The sequence below is a fragment of the Pelomicrobium sp. genome, assembly GCF_036803785.1.
GTDB lineage: Bacteria > Pseudomonadota > Gammaproteobacteria > Burkholderiales > UBA6910 > Pelomicrobium.
In genome coordinates this window covers 1-1,972 of the sequence record NZ_DAIRTR010000249.1, presented here as the reverse complement: position 1 = coordinate 1,972, position 1,972 = coordinate 1, and the positions used below count along the sequence as shown (strand labels likewise).

The 1,972-nt window shown below is 65.9% G+C and carries 3 protein-coding genes; all 3 read left to right on the top strand.

The annotated features are described in order from the left end of the window. Positions 1-249, top strand: a 249-nt coding sequence (locus V7Q81_RS15910) for a DUF2782 domain-containing protein (protein WP_333845291.1), incomplete at its 5' end; no start/stop codon positions are given. A 23-nt stretch (positions 250-272) separates the two neighbouring features. Beyond that, complete coding sequence (locus V7Q81_RS15905; RefSeq protein WP_333845289.1) at positions 273-1,223, top strand: homoserine kinase; 951 nt, start codon at positions 273-275, stop codon at positions 1,221-1,223. Between the two features lie 34 nt (positions 1,224-1,257). Beyond that, on the top strand, positions 1,258-1,972 hold a 715-nt coding region (locus tag V7Q81_RS15900), incomplete at its 3' end, for a BPSS1780 family membrane protein (RefSeq protein ID WP_333845286.1).

Genomic DNA, 1,972 nt, shown 5'->3' with positions numbered 1-1,972 from the left:
GAGCCGCCTCCCCCGCCTCCCGGTTATGAGCCTGACCCTTCCCTTGAGCCCCAGGTGACCATCATCCAGCGGGGTGAGGAAACGGTGGAGGAATTCCGCATCAACGGGCGCCTATACATGGTCAAGGTGACGCCCCGCCACGGGCCCCCCTATTACCTCATCGACTACCAGGGCAACGGCCAATTCATCCGCCGGGACAGTCCGGACCCGGGATTCAGCCCCCCCATGTGGGTCATCGAGCGCTTCTAGCGGGGGAGCCCCTCGTTCGCCCCATGTCGGTCTTCACCCCCGTCACCCCGGAGGAGCTCTCCGCCTGGCTACGCCACTACGCGGTGGGAACGCTCCTTGCCCTGGAAGGCATCGCCGAGGGGATCGAGAACACGAACTACCGAGTCACCACCACCCAGGGCCGCTTCGTCCTGACCCTGTTCGAAAAGCTCAGTGCCGAAGAGCTGCCCTTCTACGTGGACTTGATGGCCCACCTGGCGGAGCACGGCATCCCCTGCCCCCGACCCATCGCCGGACTGGACGACCGCCGCTTCCGACCCTTAAAGGGCAAGCCCGCCTGCCTGGTGAGCTTTCTGCCCGGGCGGCCCCAGGAGCAGCCTGCGCCAGACCATTGCGCTGCTGTGGGCGCTGTCCTGGCCGAAGCGCACCTGGCGGGGACCTCCTATCCGCGGCGGCTGGACAACCCCCGGGGGCCCAAGTGGTGGCGCGCCACGGCACATGAGCTGATGCCCCGCCTGTGCCCAGAAGACGCCGCCCTGCTGAAGGAGGAGCTGCGCTTCCAGGCGCTGTACCGCTTCCACGACCTGCCCCGGGGAGTCATCCACGGCGATCTGTTCCGGGACAACGTGTTCTTTCTCGAAGGGCGAGTGTCGGGGCTGATCGACTTCTACTTCGCGGGCAACGACGTCTTGCTCTACGATCTGGCCATCACGGCGAACGACTGGTGCCTGGATGCCCAGGGCCAAATGGACGAGGAGCGCTGCCGCGCGCTGCTCTGCGCTTATCATGAAGTGCGACCCTTGACCGCCATCGAACGTGGCGCCTGGCCCGTGCTGCTGCGGGCGGCCGCCCTGCGCTTCTGGGTCTCTCGCCTCTTCGACTGGCATTTTCCCCGTCCAGGCGAGCTCACCCACGCCAAGGATCCGGAGCACTGCAAGCGCATCTTGACCGCCCACATCGCCGCGCAAGCGCGGCTCGCGCGCCTGTGGGTTTAAAATATGTTTTTTTGCTATCCGCTCGGAGAGTCAGATGCAGGTGCGCAGGCTCGCGCCCATGCGCGGCTGGGAATGGATCGTCCAGGGCTTCGCCCTGTTCCGCAGGAGCCCCCTCAACTGGATCGCCCTGTGCATCGCCTTGGTGGGATTCGCCCTGGCCGCCAGCCTCATTCCCCCCATCGGCGAGCTGGTGTTCTACCTGCTCTCTCCAGTGCTGCTGGCGGGGCTCATGGTGGGCTGCCGCACCTTGGAGCAGGGCGGACGGCTAGAGCTTACCTGCCTGTTCGAGGGCTTCCGGCGCCAGACCAGTGCCCTCGTCACGATCGGCGGCGTTTACTTGGTGGGACAGGTGCTGATCTACGGGATCGTGGTCATGCTGGCCGGGGCGGGCTTTAACGAGCTCATGCGGGATGTACAGGAGTCGCCGCCGCCCGCGGTGCCCGCCATGCCCAGTCAGGTCATGCTGGCCCTCGTCATCGCCGCTGCCCTGTCGGTGCCTCTGCTCATGGCGGTCTGGTTCGCTCCGCTCCTCGTGATTTTCGACGGGCTCATGCCCTTTGCCGCCATGCGGGAAAGCTTCAACGCCTGCCTCGCCAACATCCTGCCCCTCGTGGTCTACAGCCTGATCCTGCTGGTGTTGGGCTTTCTGGCGCTACTGCCCTTCGCGCTAGGGCTGATCCTGCTGGTGCCCACCGTGTTCGCCTCCATCTACGTGAGCTACAAGGAAATCTTCGCCCCCGACGCGGTCC